At 66.6% G+C, this 15,005-nt stretch carries 16 protein-coding genes and 3 pseudogenes; 8 read left to right on the forward strand and 11 right to left on the reverse strand.

Annotated features, from left to right (window positions below; all coding sequences use genetic code 11):
- Both P3G67_RS25810 and P3G67_RS25815 read left to right on the forward strand, forming a co-directional pair.
- Positions 1–97: pseudogene (locus P3G67_RS25810) on the forward strand (DNA-binding protein); the annotation flags it as partial.
- 1,155 nt (positions 98–1,252) lie between these two features.
- Positions 1,253–1,969 (forward strand): Type 1 glutamine amidotransferase-like domain-containing protein, encoded by a 717-nt coding sequence (locus P3G67_RS25815; protein WP_276095639.1) that lies wholly within the window; start codon positions 1,253–1,255, stop codon positions 1,967–1,969.
- Positions 1,970–2,433: 464 nt separating this feature from the next.
- On the opposite strand, the gene P3G67_RS25820 is transcribed toward P3G67_RS25815, so the two are convergent.
- Positions 2,434–2,730: a class I SAM-dependent methyltransferase gene (locus tag P3G67_RS25820; RefSeq protein ID WP_276095640.1), complete on the reverse strand. Its 297-nt coding sequence runs from the start codon at positions 2,728–2,730 to the stop codon at positions 2,434–2,436.
- Positions 2,731–2,824: 94 nt separating this feature from the next.
- Here P3G67_RS25820 and P3G67_RS25825 point away from each other — a divergent pair, with 94 nt between their 5' ends.
- Entirely contained in the window at positions 2,825–3,577 is a 753-nt protein-coding gene (locus tag P3G67_RS25825) for an IS630 family transposase (protein WP_276095641.1), read from the forward strand.
- Positions 3,574–3,723 (forward strand): hypothetical protein, encoded by a 150-nt coding sequence (locus P3G67_RS25830; RefSeq protein WP_276095642.1) that lies wholly within the window; start codon positions 3,574–3,576, stop codon positions 3,721–3,723. The genes P3G67_RS25825 and P3G67_RS25830 overlap by 4 nt, the downstream gene beginning before the upstream one ends.
- Before the next feature lie 311 nt (positions 3,724–4,034).
- On the opposite strand, the gene P3G67_RS25835 is transcribed toward P3G67_RS25830, so the two are convergent.
- The 6 genes and pseudogenes from P3G67_RS25835 to P3G67_RS25860 all read right to left on the reverse strand — a co-directional run bounded on the left by P3G67_RS25835 (position 4,035) and on the right by P3G67_RS25860 (position 7,982).
- Positions 4,035–4,706 (reverse strand): CBS domain-containing protein, encoded by a 672-nt coding sequence (locus P3G67_RS25835; RefSeq protein ID WP_276095643.1) that lies wholly within the window; start codon positions 4,704–4,706, stop codon positions 4,035–4,037.
- Positions 4,707–5,142: 436 nt separating this feature from the next.
- Positions 5,143–5,361 carry a DUF1918 domain-containing protein gene (locus tag P3G67_RS25840; RefSeq protein ID WP_276095644.1) on the reverse strand — a complete coding sequence of 73 codons (219 nt, stop codon included), beginning with the start codon at positions 5,359–5,361 and terminating at the stop codon, positions 5,143–5,145.
- A gap of 120 nt (positions 5,362–5,481) precedes the next feature.
- Positions 5,482–5,607 carry a hypothetical protein gene (locus P3G67_RS25845; protein WP_276095645.1) on the reverse strand — a complete coding sequence of 42 codons (126 nt, stop codon included), beginning with the start codon at positions 5,605–5,607 and terminating at the stop codon, positions 5,482–5,484.
- A 21-nt stretch (positions 5,608–5,628) separates the two neighbouring features.
- Positions 5,629–6,411 (reverse strand): slipin family protein, encoded by a 783-nt coding sequence (locus P3G67_RS25850; RefSeq protein ID WP_276095646.1) that lies wholly within the window; start codon positions 6,409–6,411, stop codon positions 5,629–5,631.
- A gap of 85 nt (positions 6,412–6,496) precedes the next feature.
- Positions 6,497–7,062 (reverse strand): annotated as a pseudogene (locus P3G67_RS25855) (1-acyl-sn-glycerol-3-phosphate acyltransferase).
- 116 nt (positions 7,063–7,178) lie between these two features.
- Positions 7,179–7,982, reverse strand: coding sequence for a class I fructose-bisphosphate aldolase (locus tag P3G67_RS25860; protein ID WP_276095647.1), 804 nt, complete (start codon positions 7,980–7,982; stop codon positions 7,179–7,181).
- 466 nt (positions 7,983–8,448) lie between these two features.
- Between P3G67_RS25860 and P3G67_RS25865 the strand changes: the two genes are divergently transcribed.
- A complete protein-coding gene (locus P3G67_RS25865; protein ID WP_276095648.1) occupies positions 8,449–9,309 on the forward strand; it encodes a universal stress protein in 861 nt (286 codons plus the stop codon).
- A gap of 19 nt (positions 9,310–9,328) precedes the next feature.
- Here the strand turns inward: P3G67_RS25865 and P3G67_RS25870 are convergent, their stop codons facing one another.
- Positions 9,329–10,357, reverse strand: coding sequence for a 6-phosphofructokinase (locus tag P3G67_RS25870; RefSeq protein WP_276095649.1), 1,029 nt, complete (start codon positions 10,355–10,357; stop codon positions 9,329–9,331).
- Between the two features lie 363 nt (positions 10,358–10,720).
- Between P3G67_RS25870 and P3G67_RS25875 the strand changes: the two genes are divergently transcribed.
- The gene (locus tag P3G67_RS25875; RefSeq protein WP_276095650.1) at positions 10,721–11,116 is read left to right on the forward strand and encodes a CBS domain-containing protein; all 396 of its coding nucleotides are present in this window, start codon (positions 10,721–10,723) and stop codon (positions 11,114–11,116) included.
- A gap of 166 nt (positions 11,117–11,282) precedes the next feature.
- Positions 11,283–11,516 (forward strand): hypothetical protein, encoded by a 234-nt coding sequence (locus P3G67_RS25880; RefSeq protein WP_276095651.1) that lies wholly within the window; start codon positions 11,283–11,285, stop codon positions 11,514–11,516.
- A 313-nt stretch (positions 11,517–11,829) separates the two neighbouring features.
- Here the strand turns inward: P3G67_RS25880 and htpX are convergent, their stop codons facing one another.
- From htpX to P3G67_RS25895, 3 genes and pseudogenes are all read right to left on the reverse strand, one after another.
- Positions 11,830–12,741: a zinc metalloprotease HtpX gene (gene htpX / locus P3G67_RS25885; RefSeq protein ID WP_276095652.1), complete on the reverse strand. Its 912-nt coding sequence runs from the start codon at positions 12,739–12,741 to the stop codon at positions 11,830–11,832.
- Complete coding sequence (locus P3G67_RS25890; RefSeq protein WP_276095653.1) at positions 12,738–13,538, reverse strand: PspA/IM30 family protein; 801 nt, start codon at positions 13,536–13,538, stop codon at positions 12,738–12,740. Before P3G67_RS25890 ends, htpX begins: the two co-directional genes overlap by 4 nt.
- A gap of 318 nt (positions 13,539–13,856) precedes the next feature.
- A pseudogene (locus tag P3G67_RS25895) lies at positions 13,857–14,014 on the reverse strand (IS110 family transposase); the annotation flags it as partial.
- A gap of 563 nt (positions 14,015–14,577) precedes the next feature.
- On the opposite strand from P3G67_RS25895, the gene P3G67_RS25900 reads away from it, so the two are divergent.
- A complete protein-coding gene (locus P3G67_RS25900) occupies positions 14,578–14,781 on the forward strand; it encodes a hypothetical protein (RefSeq protein WP_276095654.1) in 204 nt (67 codons plus the stop codon).
- Positions 14,782–15,005 lie beyond the last annotated feature (224 nt).

The following is a 15,005-nucleotide window of genomic DNA, read 5'->3' on the forward strand; positions in this document are numbered from 1 at the left end:
CGCACGTGCCGCTCAGGGACCCGTGACCGTCCTCACCTCCGATCCGGAAGATCTCACCCTCTTGTGCGGGCCGACCGTCGAGATCATTAAAGTCTGAATACTCGGGTCATCTGTCCCGGGTCGGCCCGTCGCCCCGAGCGGCAGGGTTGATTGGGGGCGCTGGTCCTGACGCTTGATGGCCGGGGTGTATGGCGCCGTACGGGTCTTGACGGCCGCTCAGGGCTGCGAGAGTCTTAAGGTGGCGTAAATGAGGGGGATTTGGCGCGCGACTGGGGGTCAAGGGGTCGCAGGTTCAAATCCTGTCGTCCCGACTTGCGAAACCGCAGGTCGAAGGCCGTTTCCGTGAGTAACGGAAGCGGCCTTTGTCGTGTTTGCGGTGGGAGCGAACGGGGAGCCCTCTGGGAGCGCTCTTGCTCCCAGCCTCAAGTGGTGTCAATCGGGGGCGATTTGTCCGTCGCCCGGTCGGGTGGATGTGGGGCGCGGTACGGGGACGTTGCGCGCCGTCGTCAACCAGACGGCGGCGAGGTCACCCGCGATGATGTTGTTGTAACGGCCATCGAGAGGCTTAAATGCCCCTTGGTGGGTTCTGGTCGACCTTTGGCCAAGGGAGCGGGGTGTGTGCTCCCCATGGGGCGGGGATGGCGGGTCGGCTCCAGTGGTCTCGACTCCCTGATTCCGCAGGTCAGCCCTCCTAGTCTGTCTTCGATAAGGCGCTCGCGGTCTAGGAAAGCCTGCGCAATGCCCCTTGGTGTCGCCCCGCAGATGGGCACTCCCCAAAGGGGAGCGTGGTAGGGCGCAGATGCGCGCGGTAGGGAGCGCTTCACTCGGCCGTGAGACGTCCAATTGGACACGACTCCGGATATGGACATCAGCGGCATGGTGCTCGTCCGTCGATCTCTGTGCTCACCTCGCGAGGAGCTCGTCGTTGATGACCATGCTCGTTTCGACACACCTGAGTAAGTGCCCCGGTGGTCCTGATGCCCAAGAGGGAGGAAGCAGTCGTCGCGCTCTGCACGCATCCGGCCCGCCCATGGGATGGGTACCGTCGCGGCTCAGAGAAGAGGTGACTGGGCATCAGCATTCTCTGACAGGAGTCCGTTCTGCAGTTGGCCGTAGGTTCGAGTCCTGGCATACCCTCGCCGTCCGCGATTGACTGCCTGTTCTGGCGCGGATCTTGTATGTCGGCCATGGGCCCTGTTCCCGCCCCCGGGCTGGTCCGGTGCCTTGGGACGAGGTCGATACGATCGCGGTTATGGCGGCATCGGAACCGACCATCGTCGCGACCTCTGGGGGGCACCGAGCTGGAGGCCGCACCATGGTGATGTTCGATGCGTTGGTGCACCACGCGGTGGATGTCTCAGGTGTCCATGGCCGACGCCCTCGCGTCATGTACGTCGGCACAGCCATCGGGGACGCCGAGCACTTCACAGCCCGCATGACAGAGGCTGCGCGCGTGGCGGGATTCGACCTGACGCCGCTGCATCTGTTCCCTATGCCCAACGTGGAGGACGTCGAGGAGACAGTTCTCGATCAGGATGTCGTCTGGGTCATGGGCGGCTCGGTAGCCAATCTGCTGGCCATATGGCGCGTTCATGGTCTGGACCGCATCATGCGCCGCGCCTGGGAGGCAGGCGTGGTGCTCAGTGGAGTGAGCGCGGGGTTCATCTGCTGGTTCCAAGGCGGCGCGACGGATTCGTTCGGGCCAGAGTTGCGCCCGCTCACCAATGCTCTTGGGTTCCTTCCCCACGGCAACGGCGTGCACTATGACGTGGACAAGGGACGCCGCCCGCTGATCCACCGGCTTGTCGCAGACGGCACCTTGCCGACGACGCATTGCACAGACGATGGAGTCGGACTTGTCTACCGCGGAACCGAGCTGGTCGAGGCAGTCACGGAGGTTCCTGGCAAGGGTGCCTACGTGGTCATGCGCGAGGGCAACTTGGCGGTAGAAGAGCGCATCGAGCCTTGAGGACTGCCCGCTATCTCACGTTGACGGTCCCCAAGGCGCGAATGCACTGGAGCCGGAACGTCGTTGATGTTCGCCCACCCTCAGACATCGCCGACGAGGGCGGTCGGCCCAGTGGCCTGGCAAGACTCAGGACCTGAGCGGCGTGCTGGGCCCGCTTGCCCCAACAGTTGGGATGTCCGCCCCGCTGAGTGCGAGTACCAAATCGCGCCTCATGGCGGCCAGCTGCTCGGCATTGGGGCACGTCGTGCCGTTGAAGTTCTGCACGACCGTCGCGCCGCCGTCGGCAGCTGGGCATGAGACTGAGCCCGCCGTGTAGCGAGGACTGACCGGTAACGTCACAACACGACAACTGGGCACGTAGCAGCTCCACAACCCGTGGAGGCTTGGCATCCACGCCCTCGATGTCAGGAGCCTGTGCCGTTCGGAAACTCATCGCTGCTGCTCGGAGGGGGTCTGGCGCGCTATCACGGTCTGCTGGAACCCTGTGCGGGTGCTTCCTTGACCAATACCGCATCCAACAGCGCATAGCGCAGCTTGATGCGCTGCGCTGCGAGGTCTTCGGCCGATGCCTGAACCGGTAGCAGGCGCCCCGAATCCTCTACCTGCTTGAGCATGGCCGCGAACGGATCGACGCAGAGCAAAGGATGCTGGGGCAGCAGAAGCCGGGCGATCTCGCGCGTGAACAGGCCAGTACCGCAACCGACATCCGCGAACCGATCGGTGGATCTCAGGGCCAGGGCGGTGCCGATCTGGGCTGCCATCCACTGCACGTACGCCGGACTATAGGCCCAGTTCTCCTCGTACGCGTCGGCTATTGATCCGAAACGGTAAGTGCTCTGGGTCGTTGAGTGCTGTGTGAGTGAACTGGTCGGGGATGCACGGCAGTTGTCGCCGTCGGCGCAGGAAGCGTTGCGGCTACGGGCGGTGGCCGCGCTGGTGGAGGGCCGGGACCGTGAGGACGTCGCGGCGGTGTTCAGGGTCTCGCTCAAGGCGGTGGACGGCTGGTGGGCGAAGTGGCAGGCCGGTGGGCGCGAGGCGTTGACCGCGCGTCCGCGTGGGCGGCGTGTGGGTGAGCATCAGGTGCTGTCCGGGGGCGGGCAGGCGGCGGTGCAGCAGGCGATTTTGGATCACCTGTCGTGTGACCTGGGTCTTCGTGGCCAGTTGTGGACGCGTGGCCAGGTGGGTGAGCTGATCGCGAAGCTGTATCGGGTGCGGATGACCGAGCCCGGGGTCGGCAAGTACCTGCGACGCTGGGGACTGTCGTTCCAGCGGCCCGACAAGCGCGCGGTCGAGCAGAACCCGGAGGCGGTGCGGACCTGGCTGGAGGAGAGATGGCCTGAGATCCGGGCGACGGCGAAGGCCGAGAACGGTGAGGTGCTGTTCGCCGACCAGGTCGGCATCCGTTCCGACCAGGTCACCGGCCGCACCTGGGGCGTGAAGGGGCGCACCCCCATCGTGCGCCGCACCGGCAACCGGTTCTCCGTGAACGCCATGTCCGCCATCAGCACGAAGGGCCGGATGAACTTCATGGTGTTCCTGCCCTCGTACTCGCCCGAACTGACCCCGACGAACTCGTCAACGCCGACCTCAAACGCAGCCTGCCCATGAGCAGCAGGGCCCGCACCCAGGCCCAACTCGCGGCCGAGACCCGCAGGTTCTTCCACCACCGCCAGCGCCAACCCCACATCGTCCGCGGCTACTTCGGCGGCCCCCACGTCCGCTACACCCTCGAAGAGAACCATTTGAGTTTCTGATCAATAGAAGCCGCCAACACCGTGCCCTCCCCGGTGGCAGCGGTCTGGTCGCCTTTGGCCGATCTGCGCGAGACGGACGAAACGTGTCCGCTGGTGACGGAGACTCATTCGGCGACCGGCTGGCGGAGTCCACAGCGTCGGCCTGGTACCGCTTATGGCCAGGGTGAGGCCTCCAAGTGCCGTACGCATGCCGAGGCACCGGAGCCGCCGGGCCGCGCTACCGCGCTCTTGCAGTGGCAGGGCTCGCTTCTAGCGGCAGGACCGAGCCCGCACAGTGCCCCTGACACCGGGCCGCGTGCACGGAGGGATGGTTACGGCCGTGGCGGACCTCCCGTGTCATCGACGTCGAAGCCGAGGTGGTTCGTGACGTCGACGACGCCGTCGACGCCCTCGCACAGACGTACCGCGATGGGGACGAGACTGCGGTGCGGCACGACGCCGCTGAGCGTCACCCGCCCGTCGGCGACCTCAACCGTGACCGCGGCGGGATCCAGGCCAAGGGTCCGGGACAGGACCTCCGCACTGATCTCCTCGCGGATCGCGACGTCTCGCCGCAGGAAGACGTGCAGCAGGTCGGCGCGGCTGACGATGCCCACCAGTCGGTCGCCGTCGTCCACGACGGGCAGCCGTTTGACGTGGTGGCGAGCCATGGTGCGGGCCGCCTCCACCACCGACCACTGTGATCGTGCCGTGACGGCGGGGCTGGTCATCAGCCCCTCGGCAGTCAATGCGTGCGCCTTGGCGCGTTCCGCGGGCGGCAGGTGCGCTTCACCCAGATGTCCACCCGGATCCGGCTGGCTTTGCTGTTTGCGCAGCAGGTCCGCCTCCGACACCACGCCGACGGGGCGGTCTTGGTCGTCGACGACCGGGACTGCCGTGATGTCGTGCTCCGCGAGGCGCAGGGCGATGTCCTTGAAGCCCGTGTCACGCCGCACGCGGACCACGGCCGTCGTCATAATGTCCCCGATCTTTCGGTGCAGCATGTCCCCACTCCCTCCTCAAGCGCTGACGGTGCAGGTTCTTCCTCCACTGTCCGCCCTCTGGGGAGCCGCTGCACCGTCCACGCCTCCCGGGCACCAACCGCCCGGCAGTACGGCATCCCCCTGCGGCGCTCCCCGCCCAGAGGTTCGGCGGGGGCAGCGCAACGCGTCCACCGCCGGTTCGGGCCGCGCGTCCGCGCTGAGGGGTTGAGTAGACGCGCGGTCTGTTAGTCCCCTGCTTCACACAGCCGGGTCGTGATCTGGGTGTAGTGGTCGAGCGTGCGGCGGACATCGGCGATGGCTTGCTCCACGTTCTCCCGAGTGGAGCGGTGTATGTCGTTCCACTGGTTGGCTGGTCCAGCAGCCGAGATCTGCAGCAGTGTCCCGTGGACCAGCCGTGGTCAGGGGCAGAGTGGCCACACCCGGCCCGGCCAACAACTTACGGTGAAGCGTGTCTGTGTGCGGCATTTTCCTCCTCGAATTCGAGGTGGGTTTCGGGGCCGGGGAAGAAGACCGTTTCCCGGTCGTCGTCGATCCAGCGCACCACGTACGGCGGTGTGCCGTCCGGATGCTCAAGGCGCACGATCTGGCCTCGGCGGCGGTGCCCGCCCAGATGCTGGGATTCCACTACGATCCAGTCTCCGACGTGTGCGCGCATAGGGGGTGCTCCTTCCGTCCGTCGCGCGGCGGCGTTATATGGGCGATGTTGTTGTGATCGAGCGGTAGCGCGATGGGCAGCGCCCGAAATCTCCGTCCATCGCACAGTCTTGAAATCTCGTCACGCGGACATCCAGGTGGGCACAGTGTCGGCCTGGCTGCTGTCCCTGGTGGTGTGCACGGCCCGGTGGCCGGCCAGGATCCCGGCACGGGCGACTCCCGGCCGGGCGAAGACTCCTTTCGTCATCCACGATGCCCAAGCCCTGGCTCAGACCTTGGCGGGGCTGCCGCTTGTCGCTGGTTGGCTGCGCGTGTCCAGTTCTGGCAGGGATCCGTTGATCTTTCCGGCTTCTTCCTCGACGAAACGGGTCAGGGCCCGCGCGCTTTCGAGGAACTGGGCGGGGAAGACGATCGTGGAGTTCTTCTCCGCGGCGATCTCGGCGAGGATCTGCAGGTTGCGCAGTTGCAGGGCGATGGGGTGGTCGCTGATGACGTCGGCGGCCTCGGCGAGGCGGTCGGCGCTCAGTGCCTCTCCTTCGGCAGCGATGATCTTGGCGCGCTTCTCGCGCTCGGCCTCGGCTTGGCGGGCCATGGCCCGTTGCATGGCGGGCGGAAGCTCGATGTCCTTGAGTTTCACCAGCAGCACGTATACGCCCCACTGCTGGGTGAGGCGGTCGAGGATGTCCTTGATCTGGGTGTTGAGGGTCTCGGTGTCGGTGAGGACCTGGTCGAGCAGGGAGCGGCCGACGACATTGCGCACGGTGGTCTGGGCGATCTGGTTGATCGCGGAGGACACGTCCTCGATCTCGACGATGGACTTGACCGGGTCGACGCGTCGGAAGTAGGCGACGCCGATGGAGACGTTGTCCCGGGTGATCACTTGCTGGGACGGGATCGGCATGGTGACCGTTCGTATCGTGACCTTCCACATCCGGTCCGCCAGGGGAATCATGAACCGGATACCCGGATTACGCACATTGCGCAGTTTTCCGAAGCGGAACACGACGCCGCGCTGGTACTGCCGGACGATCGCGACTCCGAGGTTTGCCACGGGATTCACCTCCTGGAGGCTCCTGCTTCCATGGTGGCTCGGCCGGCCTGCCCCTGCCCCTGGCGTGGGGGTGCTGGTCCTGTCGTCAGGAGCCGACGGGCCCCCGGCGCACCTGCTTTCCGTATCCGGGCTCTGGCTCGGCGAGTCGTCGGGCAGCGGTGTACCAGGCCCGGGTCAGCTCGGTGTGGGCCAGGGCAAGGACCGGGGCCTGTTCGCCGTTGAGGCGCAGCGGCGCGCCGACGTGTACGTGTGCACTTTCGGGCGGCGCAGCGGAGCGGTGAGCAGCCTGGCGAACTGCTCGACGGGGCCGCCTGATGCCAGTGCTCGTGCTCCGGCCTGGCCGACGGGCACGACCTGGGCGCCGGTCGAGTGCGCGAGATGGAAGAGACGGTCGTGGTGACGGTAAACCGGGATGTACCCGTCCCCAGCCAGGAGGCGACCGAGCAAAGGGATGCGCCACAGCCCCGCAGCCGCCATGACGACGGGTTCGGTGCCGAGGCGGCGCAGCCCAGCCAGGACGATGGCGGGGTCGCTGAGGGAGGTGTGGTTGGCGATGATGATGCCGACCACGGGCGGTGCGGCACCGGCATCCGCGGTGACCTGCAGACGGCCGAAGACGGGCACCACGACTCCTGCGATGCGACTGAGCACGAAACCATCCCCAGTGTCGCGACGAGCAGTGAGCGGCCCTCCTGTAGGAACGCCGACGTGAACAACGCGACGATTCGTCGGCGTCCTACTCGGCCGGGGTGATAAGCCCGTGGAACTCAGACCCGTGCACCTGCTTGGGGGTACTTGGCGAGAATCTCGCGGAGTTGGGCAATGAACAGAAGCGATTCATTGTGTTCGCGCTGCCAGACGTTGCGGCCGAAGATCAGCCCGGTGGCGCCTGCCTCCATCGACTGGCGTGCCTTGTCCAGCATGGCCTCGTCACCCGCCTTCTCTCCGCCGGAAACCAGTACCAGGGTGCGGTTCGCTGACCGTACCACCGACTCGATGGCTTGCTGGGGAGAGAATTCGCGCTGGTAAGCCTCCTTGACTCCGGATACCTTCTCCGGGTGGGGGAAGTTCACCTTGACCATGTCTGCGCCGAGTTCGCTGGCTATTCGCGCAGCGTAGTCGACGGCGTAGAAGGAATCCCTGCCGCCCTTCGCCTCGATCGCCGCGCCGCGGGGGTAGGCCCACACGATCAGCGGCATCCCGAGCCGCTGAGCGTCTTCCCGGACCTGTCGAAGCTGCCGGAAGTCTGTTTCCTGAGCGGGGCTGCCGACATAGAGCGTGTAACCCACGGCGTCGGCTCCGAGGCGGACCGCGTCGGTGACGGACGCGTGCAGTGGGGAGAGGGCCTCGGCGTCGGAGGGGATGTCCGTCTTCCCGTTCAGCTTCAGGATCAGGGGAACCTCGCCGGCGTAGTCCCAGTAGAACTTCTCGGCCAGTCCAACCTGGATGGCGATGCCGTTGAACCCTCCCTCCCGCGCGAGCCGGATGATGTATGCCGGGTCGCTCACCGCGGGGTTGGCGAAGAAGTCCCGCGGACCGTGTTCCAACCCGTGGTCGTAGGGCAGGAACATCGCGGTGCCGTTACGCAGGCCGTGCTGGTGGAGGATCCGGTTGAGGCGGGTCTTCTTCCCCGTGCCGAGCCCGGCACCGTTGATGCCTTTACCTGGTTGCCTCGTCATAACATCAGAGTCACATGTAGCACAGAACCCCTGAAAGGGGCGTTCGACCCGGTTTGCGGGAAAACCGGGCTGCTCGCAGCGCCAGCTGATCGGTCAATGTGGGCGCGCCTGAGCCGGGACGTCGCAGGCCCCGGCGTGCTCCGTCGCCGTGTCTGCTTCACGCGGCGTCCTCGGTGCTCTTCAACCACCTGCACCGCCCGCCCTCCCCCTCCTTACCCGGGCCGCCTCGAGTGGTGTCGCCGGGGTTCCAAATCCACAATGGTCACCTGACCGGTAGGCCGTACGAACCGCGCTGGCTTTTGCCGAAAGAGCCTGTTCGGCTGATGCGCTCACGGGGGGAGCCGGGAAGGAGTACAGGATGACCCGCTCTGTCGTGGTCGGGATCGACGGATCCCGAGAGAGCCTCGTCGCGGGCGAGTGGGCTGCCAAGGAGGCGGCCCTTCGACGCCTCCCGCTGCGACTCGTACACGCCACACCGGCCCCTGCCCGCGATGACCCCACTGAACTGCCGGTTGCCTTCTCATGGCGGCGGACAGACGAGGACGTGATCCGACGTGTGGAGACCGATCTTGCCGCGCGGTATCCCCACGTGGCGATAAGCGGCCTGCAAGTTGCCGACGCCGCCGCTACTGCTTTGCTCTCGGCCTCGGAGACGGCCGAACTCCTCGTCGTCGGAGCACGAGGGGAAGGTGGGTTCAACGGCCTCACGGTGGGCTCAACCGCGCTGGCGACGGCGAGCGCCGCCTCCTGCGCTGTAGCGATCGTTCCCCAGAACCCAGCCGCCGTAGCGCATGGCGTGGTGTCCGTGGGTGTGGATGTGCGGCGCGTGGCCGACCCGCCTTTGGACTTCGCGTTCAGCGCGGCTCAGCTCCGTGGTGTCCGGTTGCACGCTGTGTACGCGTGGGCGCTCTCTGGCGCTTCGCCGTCAACTCTGCTCGGGGTGCCCGAAGAAGACCGAGGGGCGTGGGAGGACGAGGAAGTCCAACGGCTTTCCGACGCACTTGATGTCTGGCAGGACAAGTATCCGGAAGTCTCGGTGCTGCCTGACGTCGTGCTCATGCACCCGGCTTACGCACTGGTCCACGCCTCACAACGAGCCGACCTGCTCGTCCTCGGCCGACGCTCAAGCCTGCGGAGGGCCGAGCGGCGACTGGGACCCGTGGCTCACGCCGTCCTGCATCACTCTCACTGCCCGGTGGTCGTCGTACCTCACGTGTGACGTCATCACATGAGCGGCGTCAGGTACCGAAGAACACGTCGAACTCCGCGTAGAGGTCCAGCGGGACCCGCTTGGTCGCCTTCGTCGCATCCGCGAGCGGGATACGAACGATGTCCGTGCCGCGCAGAGCCATCAGCGTGCCGAAGGCGCCATCCCTGACCGCGGCTACGGCGTGCAGGCCGAAGCGGGTGGCGAGCCATCGGTCATACGCGGTTGGGGTGCCGCCACGCTGGACGTGGCCGAGGACCGTCGTGCGAGCGTCCTTCTCGGTGCGGCTTTCGATCTCCCGGGCCAGCCAATCACCGATCCCGGACAGGCGTACGTGCCCGAACTCATCGTGCGACTCGTCCTTGACCACCATCTGTCCGGCCTTGGGAACCGCTCCCTCCGCCACGACGACGATCGGCGCGTAATGGATCTCAAAACGCCTCTCCACCCAAGCGCACACCTGGTCGAGATCGAACTCGATTTCCGGGATGAGGATGGCATTCGCGCCCCCCGCGACGCCAGCATGCAGGGCGATCCATCCGGAGTGGCGGCCCATCACCTCGACGACGAGCGTGCGCTTGTGCGACTCCGCGGTGGTGTGCAGGCGGTCGATGGCCTCGGTCGCGATGCTGACAGCGGTGTTGAAGCCGAAGGTGTAGTCGGTGCCGCCCACGTCGTTGTCGATGGTCTTGGGCACGCCGACCAGGTTGACCCCCTCATCTGACAGTGCGGTCGCGACACTGAGTGTGTCCTCGCCGCCGATGACGACGAGCGCCTCGATCTTGTGCGCGCTCAGAGTGTTCTTGATGCGATCGATGCCGTTCTCAAGGCGGAGAGGGTTGGTGCGAGTGGAACCGAGAATCGTGCCGCCAAGCGGCAGAATCCCGCGCACGGCAGGGACGTCCAGGGGCATGGTCATGTCCTTGAGCGCGCCACCCCACCCGTCCACAATTCCGACGAACTCCCATGCGTACTCCTGCACGCCTTTGCGTACGACACTGCGAATCACCGCGTTGAGACCGGGGCAGTCGCCACCTCCGGTCAGCACTCCAACCCGCATGGCCTCTCTCCCTTGCCTTGCACTCACCGTGATCACACATCACCCGGCACTAGCAGCCCGGCCTTGAGTGGCCCCACTGGCTGTATGGAGATCTGTCTCCAGCTTGAACCCATGCGGCACGAAGTGCACGACGTCCTCCCTGGCTATCGGTGGGGAATGCGGGGCTTCCGTGAAATCCGGCACGGGCATGCCATGTGGGCCTTGCGTATCGGGTGGACGTACATACGGCGCCTCCAGCCCACCCCACCCCACCGCATCGGTACGGTCGCGCGACCTCCAGTGCCAGGCCAGCATAGAAACGGCGGATACATCGTCACGAGGCGCACGCAGGTAGGAGGCGGCGAGGCCCCGGCGAAAGACATCATGCACCCCGGCGTCCGGTGGATATACCGCGAGGAAACGCTGGACCGGGCGGCGCAGTTGATGCGGGAACTCGACGTGGGCGCCCTGCCGGTCAGCGACCAGAACGAGCGGTTGTGCGGCATCGTCACCGACCGCGACATCGTGGTCAAGTGCGTAGCGATGGGCCACGACCCGGCCGACACCAGGTGCGCCGAGCTGTGCGAGGGCACCCCGCGCTGGATCGACGCGAACGCCGACGTCAGCGAGGCGTTGCACGAGATGGAAAGTCACCAGATCAAGCGGCTTCCGGTGATCGAGAACAAGAAGCTGGTCGGCATGATCAGCGAGGCAGAGGTGGCTCGGCACCTCACCGACGATCAGGTTGCGGAGTTCGCCGAGCACGTCTACGCCAGGTAGCACCACTGGCCATTTCTGCTGCCCCGGTGCCTGCATGAGCAGGGGTCCCGGGGGGCCGGAACCATGCGGAGGCGAGGCATCGCATGCCGAAGGTCGCCATCAACGGGCTCGGACGGATCGGGCGCGCGGTGCCTCCCGGGCGCCATGTCTTCCCGGTATCTCACTGTTGGGTTCGTGCGTTTCGCGGGGCGGCGTATCTGTTGACGCGGGTGTCCAGTACACGCTCGTCCGTACGCCGCTTGCCGTCCTGTTCCCGCCGCAGTACATCGACTACGGCGGAGCCGTCAACGCTCTCACGCGCGACCAGGAGGTCGGCGAGCGCGTCGAGGGCAGCGCGGTGGTCCCGCAGCAGAGCGGTGGCGCGTTCCTCGGCCTGGCGCAGCGGCGGGCGACGGCGTGATCTGCGTGGCGTAGCGCCGTTGCGCTGAACGGGGGCAAGTGCAGCTCTACCCGGGAGTCGTGTGCCGATCGCACCGTGACGGGTCCTGACACCAGCTTCCAGCCGCTGGGGCCGGCGGGGCGAGCGCCACGGAGCGGCAAGGTGAGGACATGGGCGAGCAGCCGCCCGTAGTGGTACACCCACTGTTGTACGGGTCACGGCGCGTCACCGTGCATGGTCAGGACATCGGGCGTGCCTACAGGGAACCCTCCATCAGCGCCGACACGCTGTCTGGCGTGGATGCGCTTTCCGGCACCCACAGCGGTCGCCCACATCAGGCAGGTTCGCCCAATTGAACGGAGATCTTCGCGAGTTGGGCGAGGCGCCGTTCCAGGGTGGGGTGGGTGGAGAAGAGGTTGTACAGGGTCGCTCCGTCGCCGAGGGCGGGGGTGAAGAAGAAGGCGTTGAACGGCTGGGCAGTGCGCAGATCCTCCGTCGGGATGCGGGCGATGTCGCCGCTGACCTTCGTCAGTGCGGAGGCGAGTGCCGAGGGCCGGGCGGTGAGGATCGCGGCGGCGCGGTCGGCGGCGAGTTCGCGGTAGCGGGACAGGGCTCGGATGAGCAGGAAGCTGATCACATACACGACGACGGAGACCGTCATGATCAGGGCGAGCAGGAGCGCGGTGTTCTGGTCGTTGCGCCGTCCGCCGAAGAGTTCGGAGTAGAAGGCGAAGCGGACGAGCAGTCCGGCGAGTACGCCGAGGAACGACGCGATGGTGATCACGGCCACGTCGCGGTGGGCGACGTGGGAGAGCTCGTGGGCGAGGACGCCTTCCAACTCCTCGGTCTCCAGGCGCCGCAGCAGGCCCGTGGTGACACACAGCACCGCATGGTCGGCGTTGCGGCCGGTGGCGAATGCGTTCGGCATGTCCATATGGGAGATGGCGATCCGCGGCTTGGGCATGTCGGCCTTGGCGCACAGGCGGTCGACGACGCCGTGCAGGCGCGGCTGCTCCTGGGCGCTCACTTCGTGGGCGTGCATGGCGAACAGGGCGATCTTGTCGGAGTACCAGTACTGGGCGGCCAACAGTCCGGCAGCGATGACGACGACCAGGATCCAGGACTTGAACAGGGCGACGAGCGCCGCGATGAAGGCGATGTACAGCAGCCCGAGCAGGAACATGGTGACCAGCATGCGTACGGTCAGCTGCCGGTCCGGGCGGAATCGGGTTTGTGTGGCGGTCATCGCGACGTGGACTCCTCTTCTGGTGGTTCCTTCGACGGCTCTGCCGCAGGGACCGCGGGCATTTCCTCCGCTTCCAGGGACGGCGGGGGCGCGGACGCGCTCAACTGCGCCTTCATCCCGGCCAGTTCTGCCTCGATGTCATGACTCTTGGTGGCGGCTTCCAGTTGGGCCTGGATGTCATCGCGGCTTGCGGGAAGGGTGGCGTCCTCCAGTGCGCCGGAGTCGATCAGCTCGTCCAGTGCGCTGGCACGGGCCTGCAGTTGCTGGGTCTTGTCCTCAGCCCGTTGCATGGCCATGCCGACGTCGCCCATCTCTTCGGAGATGCCGGTAACGGCCTCGCTGATGTGGGTCTCGGCCTCGGCGGCGGTGTAGCTGGCCTTGATCGTCTCCTTGCGGGTACGGAAGATGTCCACCTTCGCCTGCAGCCGCTGCGCGGAGAGGGTGAGCTTCTCCTCTTCCGCCTGAATCACCGATTCCTGCTCCTGTAGGTCGGCGATCTGCGTGGTGACGGCCGCACGCCGGGAGAGCGCCTCGCGGGCGAGGTCCTCACGCCCGGCGGCGAGCGCTTGCTGCGCCTGGCTCTCCAATTTCGTGGAGGACTGTTCGAGTTGGGTGAGCTGGAGTTCGACGCGTTTGCGGCTGGTGGCCACGTCCGCCACGCCACGCCGGACTTTGGTCAGCAGCTCCAACTGCCGCTCGTACGAGTAGTCCAAGAGCTCTCTGGGATCCTCGGCACGGTCCAGTGCCTTCCCGATCTTGATTCTGAACAGGGCTGCGATGCGACGAGCCAGGCTCATTCCTCATCACGTCCTTTCCCCAACGCGGTCCCGTCCGTACCCCTTGGGCGTGTCAGCGGGGCGGGCGTGGTGCGCGGAGGACTGGTGGGCTGGGGTGGTCGTGCGCAGCCACAGCAGGGGTCGCCACCACCGCGGGGGCGGCGCGGTAGGGATGAGCCGGTCCCCTGATGGCAGCAACACGCTTCGTCATGGCTGTCGCCTTCCTGAGACGGGTCGGCATCCGAAGCTGTGGCAGCGCCCGCACTGGTGGAAGGACTCCGCTTCACGTTCCATCTTGCGCCCGGAACCCGCACTCCGTAGGGGCTCACGGCCCCGGGACTTCTCCCCGGCAACGGCGGTGTGCTGGCGGTCGGCGGCCTCGACAGCCTTGGCAGCCAAAGCCTTGGCGCCGCGGACCTTGCGGTTGCGCAGCCACGTCGTCAGCCGCTCCGGCGGATTGCTGCGGGGCTCTGGTAGCCGCTCAGGAGTCGCACGGGCACGTCGGCGTCGAGGTTCAGAGCAGCCCGAACCGGGCACCGCTGCGGCTGGTCTTCGAGCGGCAGGAATACGGAGACTGCACCTCCCGTGTGGTCTTCCCCGATCCTGGGGGTGAGCGCCGACCTTCCCGCCTTCGTGTACACCACCGTCGCCGTGTCGCTGCTCACCCCGGTGAATACGGGTTCGTTCGCGGCATGAACATGATCCACGACATGCTCGTTGCCGGAGACGGCGCTTCAGGGAGCACAAGGCGCCGGGGCCAGGCGACAGGCGTCGCCAGACCACTGCTTCGGATGGGCGCCAGGAGGCGGTCAGCATCGTCGATGGCGGCTACCGCCCGAACATCTGGTTGTGGGAGCTGCACCGACGGTAGACGCGCCCCCGGGCGATGGCGGAGCGCATTGTCAAATTGTTCTCTGAGGAAGCAAAAGGCCGAGCCAGGGTCGTTCGGCCCCTACCCGCGCGTGGACAGAAGTAAATACCCTTGTCAGTGCCGCCAGAGCAGTCGTTGGGGCAGAGCCGCGAGGACTGCAGGAAGGGGAGGGCTTAGGGAGGACACAGAATGCACGGCACGGTGACCGAAGAGGAACTCAACGAGCGGTTGAACACCCTCGAGACGCGGGTGCAGACCCTCGCCCAGGCGGTGCGGGCACTCGCGGAAGGGCTGGAAGCCCTCGAAGGTCTTGCCCCGCAAGCTCCCGAAGAGGAGAAACTCAGCCGCAGCGCCCGCCTCGCTCATGAGGTACTGCTTGCGCAGGGCATGTAGGCGCCGTCCCAGGTTTCGTTTCCTTGTGGTGTCGACGGACGGACTACGGCGTCTGGGCTGCGAGCCGAATCTGGATGACGCGCCGGAGGCGACCATCAAGGAAGTGCGCGCCATGCACCGGTCCGCATCAAACGACAACGCTCGCCGGAGGCCCCACCACCGCTGGACCTGCGTACCCCGGCCGGGCGGCGCCTGCCGTACTGACCGAGCTGGGGCAGGCGCTG

The organism is Streptomyces silvisoli, from assembly GCF_029269905.1.
GTDB lineage: Bacteria > Actinomycetota > Actinomycetes > Streptomycetales > Streptomycetaceae > Streptantibioticus_A > Streptantibioticus_A silvisoli_A.

Coding starts and splice junctions, on each gene's coding strand:
- P3G67_RS25820 (WP_276095640.1), bottom strand. CDS start 2,730: ATGGCAGCCCAGATCGGCACCGCCCTGGCCCTGAGATCCACCGATCGG.
- P3G67_RS25865 (WP_276095648.1), top strand. CDS start 8,449: ATGACCCGCTCTGTCGTGGTCGGGATCGACGGATCCCGAGAGAGCCTC.
- P3G67_RS25870 (WP_276095649.1), bottom strand. CDS start 10,357: ATGCGGGTTGGAGTGCTGACCGGAGGTGGCGACTGCCCCGGTCTCAAC.
- P3G67_RS25860 (WP_276095647.1), bottom strand. CDS start 7,982: ATGTTCCTGCCCTACGACCACGGGTTGGAACACGGTCCGCGGGACTTC.
- P3G67_RS25840 (WP_276095644.1), bottom strand. CDS start 5,361: ATGCGCGCACACGTCGGAGACTGGATCGTAGTGGAATCCCAGCATCTG.
- htpX (WP_276095652.1), bottom strand. CDS start 12,741: ATGACCGCCACACAAACCCGATTCCGCCCGGACCGGCAGCTGACCGTA.
- P3G67_RS25815 (WP_276095639.1), top strand. CDS start 1,253: ATGGCGGCATCGGAACCGACCATCGTCGCGACCTCTGGGGGGCACCGA.
- P3G67_RS25875 (WP_276095650.1), top strand. CDS start 10,721: ATGCACCCCGGCGTCCGGTGGATATACCGCGAGGAAACGCTGGACCGG.
- P3G67_RS25830 (WP_276095642.1), top strand. CDS start 3,574: ATGAGCAGCAGGGCCCGCACCCAGGCCCAACTCGCGGCCGAGACCCGC.
- P3G67_RS25835 (WP_276095643.1), bottom strand. CDS start 4,706: ATGCTGCACCGAAAGATCGGGGACATTATGACGACGGCCGTGGTCCGC.
- P3G67_RS25845 (WP_276095645.1), bottom strand. CDS start 5,607: ATGACGAAAGGAGTCTTCGCCCGGCCGGGAGTCGCCCGTGCCGGGATC.
- P3G67_RS25890 (WP_276095653.1), bottom strand. CDS start 13,538: ATGAGCCTGGCTCGTCGCATCGCAGCCCTGTTCAGAATCAAGATCGGG.
- P3G67_RS25900 (WP_276095654.1), top strand. CDS start 14,578: ATGCACGGCACGGTGACCGAAGAGGAACTCAACGAGCGGTTGAACACC.